This window comes from Mesorhizobium sp. P171375, from assembly GCF_057786075.1.
In genome coordinates this window covers 274,696-287,415 of sequence record NZ_JBYNWF010000001.1, presented here as the reverse complement: position 1 = coordinate 287,415, position 12,720 = coordinate 274,696, and the positions used below count along the sequence as shown (strand labels likewise).

Genomic DNA, 12,720 nt, shown 5'->3' with positions numbered 1-12,720 from the left:
AGCAAATCCCTTGACTGTCAGGCAGCGATCTCGACCACCGCTTCGATTTCGACGGTGATGTTTCCAGGCAGCGAGCCGACGCCGATCGCCGAGCGGGCATGGCCGCCGATCTTGTCGAAGACGTTGGCGAACAGATCCGAGCAGCCATTGACGACTTTCGGGTGGTCGCTGAAGGTCGGCGTCGCATTGACGAAGCCGAGCAGCTTGACGACGCGCACGATGCGGCCGAGATCGCCGGCGGCGGCATGCATGACGGCCAGCAGATTGAGGCCGGTGAGCTGTGCATGCTCATAGGCCTGCTCGACGGTGACGTCCTCGCCGACCTTGCCGGTGCACAGCGTGCCGTCGGCGCGCAGCGGCCCCTGACCTGAGAGAAAGATCAGCCGGCCGCTTTCGGCATGGGTGACGAAATTGGCGATGGGTGTCGGCGGCTCGGGCAGCGTCAGGCCGAGTTCGGCGAGCCGGATGTAAGGCGTCATGGAAGAATTCTCCTTGGGGCGGCTTCAGCCGCCCACGTCAGAACTGCGAGGCGCGGAACCGCGCCAGGAAAGTGCGCAGGCGCTCATTGGTGGTCTCTTGGGCGAGGATTTCCTTCGGCGGGCCGACAGCGCTGACACCGCCATCGGCCATGAAGACGATGCGGCTCGAAGCGTCGCGGGCAAAGGCCATCTCGTGGGTGACCATCACCATGGTCATACCGTCTTCGGCGAGGCTGCGCACAACGGCCAGCACCTCACCGACCAGCTCGGGGTCGAGCGCGGAGGTGATCTCGTCAAGCAGCAGGATTTTTGGTTCCATCGCCACCGCACGGGCAATGCCGACGCGCTGCTGCTGGCCTCCGGAGAGTTCCGCCGGCAGGCTGTCGGCCTTGTGGGCCAGGCCGACGCGGCCCAGCCAATGCTCGGCGATCTGGCGCGCCTCGGCCTTGCTCTTGCCGCGCACCTTGATGAGGCCGAGCATGATGTTGCCGGCGGCGGTGAGGTGCGGAAACAGGTTGAAGCTCTGGAACACCATGCCGGTCTCGGCTCGCATGGCGGCCAGGTCGCGCTCGCTGCGCCGCTGGCGCGCGCCGGCTTCGCGAAAACCGACCTCCTTGCCGTCGATACGGATCGAGCCTGAGTCATAGCTTTCGAGGAAGTTGACGCAGCGCAAAAGGGTCGTCTTGCCGCTGCCCGAAGGCCCGATGACGGTGACCACCTCGCCCTTCTCAACCTTGAGGCTGACCGAGCGCAGCACCTCGACCGAGCCGAAGGCTTTCGAGACCCCGGCAATGTCGAGAAGGGCTGTAGTGTCGTTTAAGCTTGTGGCCATCGTGCTAGTCCCGGATGAAGGCGAAGCGCCGTTCCAGCCGCCGGCTGGCGTAGGAAAGCGCATAGTTGACGGCGAAGTAGATCAAGGCGCCGAGGATATAGAGCGGCATCGCCTCATAGGTGCGGCCGATCACCTGGTTGATCGCCTGCATCAGGTCGGTGATGCCGAGCAGCGAAACCAACGCGCTGCCCTTGACCGCATCGGTGACGCCGTTGATCCACGGCGGCAGGAAGCGGCGGAAGGCCTGGGGAAAGATGACGGAGGTGAGCCGCTGGCGAAAGGTCAGGCCGATCGCCATCGCCGCCTCGGACTGGCCTTTGGGAATGGAGCCGACGGCGCCGCGTACATACTCCACGACCTGCGCCGTCTTGAACAAGGTCAGCGCCAGCACCGCTGCCCAGAAGGATTCCAGATGCAGACCGGCCGCGGGCAGGCCGTAATAGACGAAGAACATCAGCACCAGGATCGGGATGCCGCGGATGGTGTCGGAGAAGATGCGCACCGCCCAGCGCAGCGGCGCCGGGCCGTAGACCAGGCCGACGCCGAGCGCGACGCCGGCAATCAGCGACAGCACCACGACCAGCAGCGATACCCACAAGGTCACGGCGAAACCCTGGGCGAGGAACGGCAATGCGTAGAGGATCTGGCTAAGCATGTCAGCGCGCCGTCCTGAACCGTCGCTCGACCAGCCGCAGCCCGAAGAGCAGCGCGTAGCCGGTCACCAGATATATCGCCGTCGTCACCAGATAGACCTCGACGATGCGGAACGTGTTGAAGTTGATCCACTGGGCGCCATAAGTCAGTTCGGGCACCGAGATGACCGAGGCGATGGACGTGTCCTTGAACAGCGAGATGAAGGTGTTGGAGAGCGCCGGCAAGGTGATGCGCAGCATGGTCGGAAAGCGCACGTGAACCAGCCGCTGCCAAGGTGTGAGCCCGATCGCCTTGCCGGCATCGAGCTGCCCGCGCGGCACGGCTTCGAGGCCGGAGCGGAAAACCTCGACCAGATAGGCGCCGCTGTAGACCGACAGCGTCAGCACGAACGAGGTCGGCGCGTCGTAGGCGAGATCAACCACGGTCGGCACGCCGTAGAAGACGAGATAGACCAACAGGATCAGCGGCACGTTGCGAATGAACTCGACGTAAGCCGCGATGATGGCGCGCACCACGCGTCCGGCCGAGACATACCAGACCGCCAGCACCAGGCCGATGACGATGCCGATGGCGATCGAGATGACGGCGAGCTCAAGGCTGAGCAGCAGGCCGCCCCATAGCTTGTCGAAATGCCGCCAGATCAGGTTGAAGTTGAGCGTATAGCCCATGCGTCTCCCGCAATGCCGAGGAACGTCAAAGAAGAGGGTGGAAGGGTGCCGGGCACCCTTCCACAGGCTGCGTCAGATGACCGGGAAACCAGGATGCCGCGCCGGCGGCTCCAACCCGAAATAATCCTTGAATGCCGCGTCGTAGAGCGCCGTTTCATGACCGAACATTGCGGTCGCGAAGGTCGTGTTGACGAAGGTCAGCCAGTCGAGATCGCCTTGCCGGAGTGCGGCGCCGTAAAGCATCGAGAACCAGCTCTTGCCGGCATCGAAATACTTATCGGGATTGCGCGAGGCGAGCCAGCGGACCGTCGAGAGATCGACGGCGGCCGCGTCGACGCGCTTCGATTCCAGCGCCTGGAGCACATTGGCCTGGGTGTCGATCTGCATCACCTGCGACTGCGGCAGGACGAGATGGACATTCTGTTCGGCATCGACGTTCTGCAGGATGGAAATCCGTGTCGCCGAACCGCCGGCGAGCAGCTTGTCGAATGTCTTGTTCTCGGCTGTCGGAAGCGTCAGCAGCGCGACACCCTCGACGTAGTACGGCCTGGAGAAGTTGATCAACTGCGAGCGCTGGGCAGTCATGGTCATGAACTGGATGGTGATGTCGACCTTGTTGGTGGTGACATTGGGGATGCGCTGCGCCGGGTCCTGCATGACGAACTCGACCTTGGTCGGGTCGTCGAAAAGACCCTTGGCCAGGATATGGCCCATGGTGATGTCCATGCCGACGAGTTCGCCGGCATCGTTCTCGAAATGCCAGGGCGCGTTGGTGCTGCCGGTGCCGACGATCAGCTTGCCACGCTCCAGAACGGTGCGCAGCAGGCTGTCCGGTGCGGCCTGTGCCGCCGCCTTCTGAACGTCGACCGAGGCGGCTGCGCCTATGACTCCGGCCGTGGCGAGCCCGGCCATTCCTAATTTCAGAAAATCACGTCTCTTGGATGTGTCGTTCACTGCGACCTCCTTTCGTGTGTACCCCTTTTTTAGGTCCATGCTCTTTTTTGCAATTTGTCTCTTACAAAAGACACATGTACCTTGTACAAGACAGATACTAACATCAGGAATCAGTAATGCAAGACGACATTGGCGTTAAAGATCGGCCCGACGTCAGCCCGACCGAGGACAAGACCCCCGGCTCTCGCGAGAAGGGTCTCAACCGGGTGCTCGAGATATTTGAGTTCCTGCACACCACGCAGCGTGCGATCGGCATTGGCGACCTCGCCAAGGGCGTCAACGCGCCGCGTTCGACGACCTATACGCTGGTGCGCTCGCTGGTCGATGCGGGTCTCCTGGAGATGGAGGGCGACGGCAACCGGGTCTATTTCGGTAAGAAGCTCTACCTCTACGGAATGGACTATGTCAGGGGCAACGACCTGCTCCGCAGAGGCCGGCAGGAGGTCGACAATCTGTCGCGCGAGACCGGCGAGACCTCCGAATTGTGCATGCTGCAAAGCGGCCGCTATACGATCGTCCATTCCAGCCCAGGGACCAGGCCGTTCCGCATCAGCTCCGCCACCGGCCTGCAGATCCCGCTGCCATGGACGGCATCAGGGCGGCTGCTTCTGGCCGGGTTTGAGAGGGCTACTATCCAGGACATGGTGTCGGACGACGACCTTTTGCTGCCCGATGGCCGCAGGCTGCAGCTCGACGATTTCATCGACGATATCGCGACGGCCAGGACGACCGGCTATTGCATCACGTCGGGGCTGGTCGACGCCTATACCAAATGCCTGGCTGCCCCGGTGTTTTCCGTCACAGGCAAGGTTGAGGCAACGATGTGCCTGGTGGTTCCGATCGACACCGCGAAGGAAAAAACCGACGAGCTTGTTGCGCTATTACGTGAACGCGCCGCAAGGCTTTCGATCCCGGGGTAAGGGGTCAGGCTCCGAGGCTATCGCTCAGGCGATGATGTCCGGAATGATCTTGTCTTCCAGCGCCATCAGCCGGTCCTTGAGGAACAGCTTCTTCTTCTTCATGCGCTGGATCTGCAGGGGATCACAGCCCATGGCGATCATCGCATTGATGGCCGCGTCGAAATCGGCATGCTCTTGTTTCAGCCGAGAAAATTCGAGGCGGATATCAGCCTGTTCCTGTTCGGACATTATCTACCGTCTGCACGTCTGCGGCGCCCAATGATGGGCCTGATTGGGCGGGACCGGCGGGGTTTTGTAGCCGGCGCGCAGCCAATACCACATTTCACATTGTCGTGGAATGCTACCACGCAGCATTCGACATCGCCGCCAGATGGTGGCAGAGTGTCATGGTGCCGTCACAGAACGACCTGCGGTGGACGTGCCTTTGACGGCTGCAATCGAGGAAACCATGAAAGGGAGAACCAATCATGTCTCTTGCATCCCATCTTGATGAGTTGCAGCGGAAACACGGTGATATCGAACGCGAAATCGACGATGCAATGAACCATCCATCGGTCGACGACCTCGAAATCGTGAATCTCAAGCGACGCAAGCTGGCACTCAAGGACGAGATTGAAAAACTGAAGGCGAAACCGACGACACACTGACGCCCTTCCTGGATTAGACGCGCCGTTCAGGCGCGTATCCATCGCTCCGGCAGCGACACGCCGCCGGAGGTTTGTTCTTGTTACTGATTCCGACACTGTTGGCCGGTCGACACCGTCTGTGACGGGTCGCCGCGCCGCCGTGATTTGGCGACTCTGCCCGCCTGTCGCCATTGACAAGCCATCTTTGCTCCTCCACCTCATGCCCGGACCTCAGCGCAACGCGCTGACAACTGTTTGAGCGTACCTTGTGCGTCAAGACGGATGCACGTCGCTCCGGAGACAAGAGGCTGCCGGCATGACCGGATATTTTTCCTCCCCCTTTCCGCGCCGCACCTCGGTCGGCGTCGATGTCGGCGGCGTGATCGTCGGCGGTGGCGCGCCGGTCGTCGTGCAGTCGATGACCAACACCGACACGGCCGATATCGACCAGACCGTCGCGCAGGTTGCGGCGCTGCATCGCGCCGGCTCCGAGATTGTGCGCATCACTGTCGACCGTGACGAGAGCGCTGCCGCCGTGCCGCGCATCCGCGAACGGCTGGAACGGCTCGGCATCAATGTGCCGCTGGTCGGCGATTTCCATTATATCGGCCACAAGCTGCTCGCCGATCATCCGGCCTGCGCCGAGGCGCTGGCCAAATACCGCATCAATCCCGGCAATGTCGGCTTCAAGGACAAGAAGGACCGCCAGTTCGCGGCGATCGTCGAAATGGCGATCAAGCACGACAAGCCGGTACGCATCGGCGTCAATTGGGGCTCGCTCGATCAGGAGCTTTTGACGCGGCTGATGGACGAAAACCAGCGCCAAGGCTTTCCGCTGACTGCGCAGGAGGTCACCCGCGAGGCGATCGTGCAATCGGCGATCCTGTCGGCCGAAATGGCCGAAGAAATCGGCTTGGCCCGCGAAAAGATCATCCTGTCGGCCAAGGTCAGCGGCGTGCAGGATTTGATTGCCGTCTATACCGAGCTTGCAACGCGCTCCAACCATGCGCTGCATCTCGGCCTCACCGAAGCCGGCATGGGCTCCAAGGGCATTGTCGCCTCGTCGGCCGCCATGGGCATCCTTTTGCAGCAAGGCATTGGCGACACCATTCGCATCTCGCTGACGCCGGAGCCGAATGGCGACCGCACGCGCGAGGTGCAGGTGTCGCAGGAGCTCTTGCAGACCATGGGCTTTCGCCAGTTCGTGCCGATCGTCGCCGCTTGCCCCGGCTGCGGCCGCACCACATCCACCGTGTTCCAGGAGTTGGCGCAGAACATCCAGGCAGACCTGCGCAAGAACATGCCGGTGTGGCGCGAAAAATATCCCGGCGTCGAGAATCTCAAGGTCGCGGTGATGGGCTGCATCGTCAACGGCCCCGGCGAGTCCAAGCATGCCGACATCGGCATATCGCTGCCCGGCACCGGCGAGACGCCGACGGCGCCGGTTTTCGTCGACGGCAAGAAGTCGGCGACGCTGCGCGGTCCCTCGATCGCCGCGGATTTCGAGAAAATGGTCGCGGACTATATCGAGCAGCGGTTTGGACAGCACGGCAAGGCCGCGGCCGAATAGGCCGATGCGCGCGTTACTCAAAGCCGGTGTGATCCTGCTCTGTGGGCTGGGTTGCGCCGGACAGGCACTCGCCGATCCACCACAATCGCGCTCTGCGGCGAAACGACTGATCGGCCGCGTTTGCGACCTGATCGAGGCGCATGCCGAGCAGAACGGCCTGCCCAAGGATTACTTCGCCCGGCTGATCTGGAAGGAAAGCCGGTTCGATCCCAATGCGGTGAGCCCGGTCGGCGCTGAAGGCATCGCCCAGTTCATGCCGGGTACGGCCAAGATGCGTGGCCTTGCCGATCCCTTCGACATCGACCAGGCGATCCCGGCCTCGGCGAAGTATCTCGCCGAGATGAAGGTCAGCTACGGCAATCTCGGCCTGGCGGCGGCCGCCTACAATGCCGGCGAGAACCGGGTGTCGCGTTGGCTCGGCTCCGGCGGCTTCCTGCCGATGGAAACCGAAAGCTATGTCTTCGACGTCATGGGCGAGCCGGTCGACAAATTCTCCGACAGCGCCTACGCCGGAACGGTCGCGCCGCTCGATCCCAAGACCAGCTTTGCCGTCGCCTGCCGCAAGCTGCCGGTGATCATGTCCAGAACCGTGGCGATGGCTTCGATCAATGTGAAGCCGTGGGGCGTGCAGGTGGCAGGCAATTTCCGCCGCGGTGCTGCGATCAATCAGTGGCTGCGGGTCAGGAGCCGGTTTCCGGGGCTGCTTTCCGGGCATGATCCGGTGGTCAGCCGGGTGCGTACGCCAATCGGCCGGCGGGGGATTTATGCCGTCAGGATCGGCGTCGACGACCGCACTGCGGCCAATGCCATCTGCCAGAAGCTGCAAAGCATCGGCGGCGCCTGTATCGTCGTGCGCAACCGGTAGGCACGAGGGTGACGATATGACTGCCAAAATCGCCCTGCTCAATGGTGTCGGCAGCGCCGGCAAGAGTTCGATTGCCAGAGCCCTGCAGACGATCACCGCCACGCCCTTCCTGCATGTCGAGATGGATGCCTTCATCGACATGCTGCCGGAGGCGCTTCAGGATCATGCCGACGGGTTTTCCTTTGAGACCGTGCTGGAAGACGGCAAGCCGTCGGTGGTGATCAGGAGCGGGCCGGTCGGCGCGCGCGCCATGCGTGGCATGCGCCACGCCATCGCCGCCATGGCCGGGCAAGGCAACAATCTCATCGTCGACGATGTGATCTTCAGTGACGGGATAGCGGAGTATCGCGAATTGCTGTCAGCTTTCGACTTACATGTCGTCGGCGTCATGGCGCCACTGGAGGTGCTGGAAGCGCGCGAGGCCGCGCGTGCCGACAGGCTGCCCGGCCTGGCGCGCTGGCAATATCACCGCGTCCACAAGGGTGTCGACTACGATCTCGAAGTCGACACCAGCCAACTCACGCCGCTCGAATGCGCCCGTCGCATCCAGAAAAAGTTCGGACTATAGCGCCTGGCGTCTTTGCCACGATCGTAGCTTCTGCCGAGCTACCAAGACCCGATAGTCATCTCTAATGTTCAAGGTCGCGTCGACCGAATATTAATGCGCCACACTGTAGTAAGATGGGTCGATATCTCGGGCGAGAGCTTTGGGATCGTAAAAAGGGGGCATCATGCCGGTGGCAAATTTCCTGAGAAGAGTCGTCGGTGAGCTGGAAACGCCGCGCGCCAAGCGCCCGTTCGGTTCCGGCTGGCTGTCCGGCTCGATTGCCTTGCTTGCCGGGGTCACCGCCCTGTTGATGGTTGTCGTGCTGCGCTATCCGTCGCTGACGTCGATGCCGGATCTGGCGCCCATCCATCAGATGCTGTTCTTCAAGCCGGTGCTCTACTTCGTTCTGATCTCCGGCTATATCCTGGCCATACTGAGCATGATGCTGCGCAGGCAAAAGACGCTTGGCGCGGCGGCCATGTTCACCGTGCTTCTGGCGTCGCTGATCGGCATGCTTCCGGTGCATCATCAGCTGAATATCGACGGGGTGTTCTTCGGCCTCGATTTCTTCATCTTGAACGCCCTGTTCATGGGCGTGCTGTTTGTCCCGCTTGAGCGCCTGTTCGCCCGCAACAAGGATCAGACGGTGTTTCGCGACGAATGGCGCGAGGACCTGTTCTACTATCTGGTCTCGTCGCTGCTGGTGCAGATATTGACCTATCTGACCTTGGCCCCATCCAATCTCGTCAATGCCCAGGGCGGTCTCGGTTCCGTGCGTGCCTGGGTCCACGACCTGCCTTGGCTGGTGCAGTTGCTGGCGGTGATGTTCCTGACCGACCTTGCTCAGTATTGGGTGCATCGGGCTTTCCATCGCATCCCCTGGCTGTGGAACTTTCACGCGGTCCACCATTCAGCCAAGTCCATGGACTGGATTGCCGGCGCGCGCATGCATTTCCTGGAAATCATCGTGCTGCGCAGCCTGACCGCCACGCCGATGTTCGTGCTGGGTTTCGATGAATCGGCGATCCAGACCTATATATTGATCGTCTACGTCTATTCCTCCTTCATCCATTCCAACATCGGAACCAGTTTCGGCCCGGTCGAAAAGCTGCTGGTGTCGCCGCGCTACCATCACTGGCATCACGGCCTCGAGAAAGAAGCGATCGACGTCAACTTCGCTATTCATTTCCCGCTGCTCGACCGGCTGTTCGGCACCTATCATATGCCTGAAGGACGGTGGCCGAAGGGCTATGGCATTCATGGTCACCCGGTGCCGAACGGATATTGGCGCCAGTTCCTCTATCCATTCCGGCGCGGCTAAAGCGGTTCTACGAAGCGCCCGCATGTGAATGTGGCGGTCGCGTCCAGATGCGATTTGGGCTATTGGGCAACCGTGTTTCAGCTGGCTCTGACCTGGATGGGTGCGGATGTTCGACGCCTACATCATGTGCGGCACGCCGCGCACCGGAAGCACTCTGCTGTGCGGTCTTCTGGCGTCGACCAGGATGGCCGGCGATCCGCACTCATTCTACCGGCGGCAGGATGTTGCGGAATGGGCCGGAGAGTGGGCTTTGCCGCATCCGGATACGATGAGCGCGCATGACTTCGATGTCGCCTATCTCCAGGCGGCGATCAGGGCTGGGAAGGGCGGAACAGCCATCTTCGGCCTGCGCCTGATGCGGGAAAATCTGGATGTGCTTTCGGCGATCCTCGACGGGATTTTCCCCGCACTGCCATCGGACAAAGCGCGTTTTGAAAATGCCTTCGGCCGTGTCCTCTACATCCACCTGTCGCGCGAGAACAAGCTGGCGCAGGCGGTGTCGCTGATCAAGGCGGAGCAGACCGGGCTTTGGCATATTGCGCCTGACGGAACCGAGATCGAACGCGTCGCGCCGCCGCAGGAACCCCGCTACGATTTCGAGCGGATCCAGCATGAACTCGCCAAAACTCGAAGCCTATGACGCGGCCTGGAACACATGGTTTGCGGAGCAGGGGATAATGCCGCTGCGGATTGGCTATGAGCGGCTTTCAGGCGATCCGGCGGCTACGTTGACGGCCATCTGCGCAGCGCTCGGCGTTCAGGCGCCGAACGCGGAGGATGTGAAGCCTGGCGTCGCAAGGCTCTCGGACGAAACAAGTCTCAACTGGATGCGCCGCTATCGTCTGGACGCGGCGATTTGATCAAGCCGTCTTCGCCGCCACCGTCTCGCTAAGCCATGTGCCGATCTTGCTGCCGAGGCGGTCGGGCGAAACGGGCTTGGGCAGATAGTCGTCCATGCCGGCCTCGATGCATTTGTCGCGGTCACCCTTCAGCGCGTGCGCGGTCACGCCGATGATCGGCGTATGGTTGCCGGTCCCCGCCTCCGCCGCCCGGATGGCGCGGGTCGCCTCATAGCCGTTCATCTCCGGCATGGAGACGTCCATCAGGATCAGCTTCGGCCGCAGCGCCCGGTACATCTCGACGGCGGTGCGGCCATTGCCGGCGATGCGGTAGCTGAGGCCAAGCCCGTTGAGGATCTGGCCGAACACAAGCTGGTTCACGTCATTGTCCTCGGCAATGAGGATATCGATCGGGCCGTTCGGCGTGGTCATCGATTCGGGCACTGTGGCGGCAGGCATCACCGGGCCGCGAATGACGGTGAAGGCCGGCGGCGCCACGGGCGCTGCCTGCGCGACCACGGGCTCGCGAACGAAGTGGGCCTTGCCGATCTGGGCTCGCGCCTTCTGGATGACCGAGATGACGGTGCCGAGCAGGATGGCCGAGCGCGCCGGCTTGGTCAGATGCGCGGCGATACCGAAATCGATGACCATCTTGCCGAAATCGACCTGGTCGACCGAAGTCAACAGCACCATCGGGATGGCGGAGAGACGGCTGTCTGCGGCAATCGCCTTGGCGACGTCGGCGCCGTTCATGCCGGGCATCTGGTAGTCGAGGATAATGCAGTCGACCGCGGCACCCAGCTGGCTGGCCCGATCGAGGAAGGCGAGGCCGACCGCGCCGCTTTCGGCAGCCGCGCAGTCGAAGCTCCAGCTTCTGAGCTGCTCCAGCAGGATCTCGCGGTTGACCGGGTTGTCGTCGATGACCAGCACGCGGGCGCCGGTGACGTCGACCGGCACGATCTCGTCGCGCGAGTCCTGTCGATGCGCCGGCAGCGGCACGGCGAACCAGAACACCGAGCCGCGGCCGATCTCGCTTTCGACGCCGATCTTGCCGCCCATCAGGTCGACAAGGCGGGCGGCAATCGCAAGGCCGAGCCCCGTGCCCTCATGGCGGCGCGTCGACGAGCCGTCGACCTGGGCGAATTTCTCGAACACGTTCTCCAGCTTCTCGGCCGGAATGCCGATGCCGGTGTCCTCGACGCGGACCTTGAGCTGGACCAGGCCGTCGACCACCTCGCCGCCGACATCGATCAGCACGTGGCCTTTTTCGGTAAACTTAACCGCATTGCCGAGCAGATTGGTGACGATCTGCCGGAAGCGTCCGGCATCGCCGACGACATGGGCCGGCAGGCGCGGGTCGACACGCACGATCAGCTCGAGGTTCTTTTCAGCGACGCGCGCCGACACCAGCGTGGCAACGTCCTCGACCGCTTCGGCAAGCCGGAAGGGCGCCGGATCGAGCGTCAGCTGGCCGGCATTGATTTTTGAGAAATCGAGAATGTCGTTGATGATGGTGAGCAGCGCATTGCCGGATTTGACGATGACGTCGGTGAACGTCTTCTGGCGCGGGGTCAGGTCGGTCTTGGCGAGCAGCTCGGCCATGCCCAGCACGCCGTTCATCGGTGTGCGGATCTCGTGGCTCATATTGGCCAGGAATTCCGATTTGGCGCGGTCGGCCGCTTCGGCCTTGAACAAGGATGCGGCGGATTCGGTGAAAGCGCGGCGGATCGCCTTTTCCATCGGCCGGAAGATCCACAAGGCGGCAATGGCAAGAACCGCGAACAAAAGGCCGCTTGCCCACAAAAGCAGCCGGTCGCTGGAGGCGTCGGCCAGATGGCGTTCACTGTCCATGGCGGTGCGCACCCGCACCAGCATTGGCTGGACGAACAGATCGTTCTGGTTGAGGATTTCGCGCGAACTCCATTCGTCGGTCTTTTGCGCCGCCGACATCAGGTTGAAGTTGCGCACCATATCGCGTGACGACCAGAACAGATCGCCGTTGACGGAAGCGGAGGAGAGTTCGTTGAGAGTCCTGGCCGACAGGCTCGGCTTGATCGCGGCAAGCTGGGCCGAGAGCGTTTCGATCTCACCGGTCAGGCGTTGCGAATGGCCGCGCGCGGCGGCGGCAAGGCCGTCACGGGTTTCCGTGCGCCATGCGGTGCTGGCGGTTTCGGCAAAACTGGAGGCGTTGCGCAGATCGCGGGTGAAGACGACGAGATTGCTGCTCACCGCGTCGACGTCGTGACGAAAGGAATTGACGCGATTGAGCGCAAACATCACGGCGGCGGAGGCCAGCGCGAAGATCAGCAATCCCGAGATATAGCGGATCCGGATCGAACGGATGAAGGAAGAGTATTCCGGCATGCGCAACCCCAACACATACGCATCATTTTAATGGTCGGGATTACGCTTGATTTACATTAAAATTTCGTTCGCGCCGGATCC

15 protein-coding genes are annotated in these 12,720 nt (G+C 62.2%); 8 read left to right on the top strand and 7 right to left on the bottom strand.

The genetic code is table 11. The features are described from left to right. Nucleotides 1–17 precede the first annotated feature (17 nt). From ACYHH6_RS01485 to ACYHH6_RS01465, 5 genes are all read right to left on the bottom strand, one after another. Entirely contained in the window at nucleotides 18–479 is a 462-nt protein-coding gene (locus ACYHH6_RS01485; protein WP_352556624.1) for a RidA family protein, read from the bottom strand. Between the two features lie 37 nt (nucleotides 480–516). Beyond that, nucleotides 517–1,311, bottom strand: coding sequence for an amino acid ABC transporter ATP-binding protein (locus ACYHH6_RS01480; RefSeq protein WP_352591400.1), 795 nt, complete (start codon nucleotides 1,309–1,311; stop codon nucleotides 517–519). Nucleotides 1,312–1,315: 4 nt separating this feature from the next. Then, nucleotides 1,316–1,966 carry an amino acid ABC transporter permease gene (locus tag ACYHH6_RS01475; protein ID WP_352591397.1) on the bottom strand — a complete coding sequence of 217 codons (651 nt, stop codon included), beginning with the start codon at nucleotides 1,964–1,966 and terminating at the stop codon, nucleotides 1,316–1,318. A 1-nt stretch (nucleotide 1,967) separates the two neighbouring features. Continuing rightward, nucleotides 1,968–2,633 carry an amino acid ABC transporter permease gene (locus ACYHH6_RS01470; RefSeq protein WP_352591394.1) on the bottom strand — a complete coding sequence of 222 codons (666 nt, stop codon included), beginning with the start codon at nucleotides 2,631–2,633 and terminating at the stop codon, nucleotides 1,968–1,970. A gap of 72 nt (nucleotides 2,634–2,705) precedes the next feature. Beyond that, nucleotides 2,706–3,587, bottom strand: coding sequence for a transporter substrate-binding protein (locus tag ACYHH6_RS01465; protein ID WP_112559570.1), 882 nt, complete (start codon nucleotides 3,585–3,587; stop codon nucleotides 2,706–2,708). 116 nt (nucleotides 3,588–3,703) lie between these two features. Here ACYHH6_RS01465 and ACYHH6_RS01460 point away from each other — a divergent pair, with 116 nt between their 5' ends. After that, complete coding sequence (locus ACYHH6_RS01460; protein WP_352591391.1) at nucleotides 3,704–4,507, top strand: IclR family transcriptional regulator; 804 nt, start codon at nucleotides 3,704–3,706, stop codon at nucleotides 4,505–4,507. 24 nt (nucleotides 4,508–4,531) lie between these two features. On the opposite strand, the gene ACYHH6_RS01455 is transcribed toward ACYHH6_RS01460, so the two are convergent. Continuing rightward, nucleotides 4,532–4,735 (bottom strand): YdcH family protein, encoded by a 204-nt coding sequence (locus ACYHH6_RS01455; protein WP_112559568.1) that lies wholly within the window; start codon nucleotides 4,733–4,735, stop codon nucleotides 4,532–4,534. A gap of 239 nt (nucleotides 4,736–4,974) precedes the next feature. Between ACYHH6_RS01455 and ACYHH6_RS01450 the strand changes: the two genes are divergently transcribed. The 7 genes from ACYHH6_RS01450 to ACYHH6_RS01420 all read left to right on the top strand — a co-directional run bounded on the left by ACYHH6_RS01450 (nucleotide 4,975) and on the right by ACYHH6_RS01420 (nucleotide 10,296). Continuing rightward, a complete protein-coding gene (locus ACYHH6_RS01450) occupies nucleotides 4,975–5,154 on the top strand; it encodes a YdcH family protein (protein ID WP_095487303.1) in 180 nt (59 codons plus the stop codon). Nucleotides 5,155–5,449: 295 nt separating this feature from the next. After that, the gene (gene ispG, locus ACYHH6_RS01445; protein WP_352591388.1) at nucleotides 5,450–6,703 is read left to right on the top strand and encodes a flavodoxin-dependent (E)-4-hydroxy-3-methylbut-2-enyl-diphosphate synthase; all 1,254 of its coding nucleotides are present in this window, start codon (nucleotides 5,450–5,452) and stop codon (nucleotides 6,701–6,703) included. Between the two features lie 4 nt (nucleotides 6,704–6,707). Next, complete coding sequence (locus ACYHH6_RS01440) at nucleotides 6,708–7,568, top strand: transglycosylase SLT domain-containing protein (RefSeq protein WP_352591385.1); 861 nt, start codon at nucleotides 6,708–6,710, stop codon at nucleotides 7,566–7,568. A 16-nt stretch (nucleotides 7,569–7,584) separates the two neighbouring features. Next, on the top strand, nucleotides 7,585–8,136 hold the full coding sequence (locus ACYHH6_RS01435; RefSeq protein ID WP_352591382.1) for a chloramphenicol phosphotransferase CPT family protein: 552 nt from the start codon (nucleotides 7,585–7,587) through the stop codon (nucleotides 8,134–8,136). 163 nt (nucleotides 8,137–8,299) lie between these two features. Further along, nucleotides 8,300–9,436, top strand: a complete 1,137-nt coding sequence (locus tag ACYHH6_RS01430) for a sterol desaturase family protein (RefSeq protein ID WP_192259283.1) — start codon at nucleotides 8,300–8,302, stop codon at nucleotides 9,434–9,436. Between the two features lie 106 nt (nucleotides 9,437–9,542). Continuing rightward, entirely contained in the window at nucleotides 9,543–10,076 is a 534-nt protein-coding gene (locus tag ACYHH6_RS01425) for a Stf0 family sulfotransferase (protein WP_352591378.1), read from the top strand. Next, nucleotides 10,048–10,296 carry a Stf0 family sulfotransferase gene (locus tag ACYHH6_RS01420; RefSeq protein ID WP_352591374.1) on the top strand — a complete coding sequence of 83 codons (249 nt, stop codon included), beginning with the start codon at nucleotides 10,048–10,050 and terminating at the stop codon, nucleotides 10,294–10,296. The genes ACYHH6_RS01425 and ACYHH6_RS01420 overlap by 29 nt, the downstream gene beginning before the upstream one ends. On the opposite strand, the gene ACYHH6_RS01415 is transcribed toward ACYHH6_RS01420, so the two are convergent. Then, the gene (locus ACYHH6_RS01415) at nucleotides 10,297–12,639 is read right to left on the bottom strand and encodes a response regulator (protein WP_352591371.1); all 2,343 of its coding nucleotides are present in this window, start codon (nucleotides 12,637–12,639) and stop codon (nucleotides 10,297–10,299) included. Between the last annotated feature and the right edge of the window lie 81 nt (nucleotides 12,640–12,720).